Genomic DNA, 1,472 nt, shown 5'->3' on the forward strand with positions numbered 1-1,472 from the left:
GCGTTCGGCCTGAAGCAGGAAGGCACGCCGAAGGCCGAGCTGAAGGAGCGCGTCGCATCGGCGCTCGAACTCGTGCAGATGAGCAAGTACGCGAAGCGCAAGCCGCATCAGCTGTCGGGCGGCCAGCAGCAGCGCGTCGCGCTCGCGCGCTCGCTGGTCAAGCGGCCGAAGCTGCTGCTGCTCGACGAGCCGATGTCCGCGCTCGACAAGCAGATCCGCCAGCGCACGCAGATCGAGCTCGTCAACATCCTGAACAAGGTCGGCGTCACCTGCATCATGGTCACGCACGACCAGGAAGAAGCGATGACGATGGCGAATCGCCTCGCGGTGATGAGCGAAGGGCAGATCGTGCAGATCGGCTCGCCGAACGAAGTGTACGAATATCCGAACAGCCGCTTCTCGGCCGAATTCATCGGCTCGACGAACCTGTTCGAAGGCGTGACCGTCGAGGACGAACCCGACCACGTGTACATCGAATCGCCGGAGCTGCCGAGCCGGCTGTACGTGAGCCACGGGATCTCGGGCCCGCTCGGGATGCCGGTCACGGTATCGGTGCGCCCCGAACGGATCGCGCTCACGCGCAAGCCGCCCGAAGGCGCGTTCAACTGGGCGCGCGGGCGGATCAGCAACGTCGCGTACATGGGCGGCTATTCGCTGTATCACGTGAAGCTCGACGCGGGCAAGACGGTGATCGCGAACGTGTCGAGCCTCGCGATTTCCGAGCTCGACACGCCGGCGCTCGGCGACGAGATCTACGTGCGCTGGAGCGCGACGGCAGGCGTGGTGCTGACGTCATGACCACGTTCAAGTCCCTGCTCGAGTGGCCGGTGCGGCGCTTCAACCTGACGGGCGCCACCGCGGTCGTCGCCGGGCCGTTCACGTGGCTCGTGCTGTTCTTCCTCGTGCCGTTCGTGCTGGTCGTCAAGATCAGTTTCGCGGAGCTGCAGCTCGGCATCCCGCCGTACACGGAGCTCGCGTCGTACACCGACGGCGTCGTGCACGTCGCGCTGAACCTGTCGCACTACGCGTTCCTGTTCACGGACAGCCTGTATTTCGCGACCTACGTGAACTCGGTGTGGGTGGCCGCGATCACGACGCTGCTGTGTTTGCTGATCGGCTATCCGATGGCGTACTACATCGCGCGCTCGAACCCGGCGACCCGCAACCTGCTGATGATGGGCGTGATGCTGCCGTTCTGGACGTCGTTCCTGATCCGCGTGTACGCGTGGATCGGCATCCTGAAGAACAACGGGCTGCTGAACGACTTCCTGATGTGGATCGGCCTGACCCATACGCCGATCGAGCTGTATCGCACCAACTACGCGGTGTACATCGGGATGGTGTATTCGTACCTGCCGTTCCTCGTGATGCCGCTGTACGCGCACCTCGTGAAGATGGACCTGCGCCTGCTCGAAGCCGCGTATGACCTGGGTGCCAAGCCGTGGAAGGCGTTCGTGCAGATCACGCTGCCG

The 1,472-nt window shown here is 64.3% G+C and carries 2 protein-coding genes; both read left to right on the forward strand.

Going from position 1 to position 1,472, the window contains the following annotated elements; genetic code table 11:
- The coding region (locus tag JYJ84_RS36525; RefSeq protein ID WP_205190287.1) for an ABC transporter ATP-binding protein at positions 1-798 on the forward strand (798 nt) is incomplete at its 5' end.
- Positions 795-1,472: ABC transporter permease subunit (locus tag JYJ84_RS36530; RefSeq protein ID WP_205190288.1), on the forward strand; the 678-nt coding region annotated here is incomplete at its 3' end. The genes JYJ84_RS36525 and JYJ84_RS36530, both read left to right, overlap by 4 nt.

This window comes from Burkholderia sp. LMG 13014 (genome assembly GCF_905232215.1).
GTDB lineage: Bacteria > Pseudomonadota > Gammaproteobacteria > Burkholderiales > Burkholderiaceae > Burkholderia.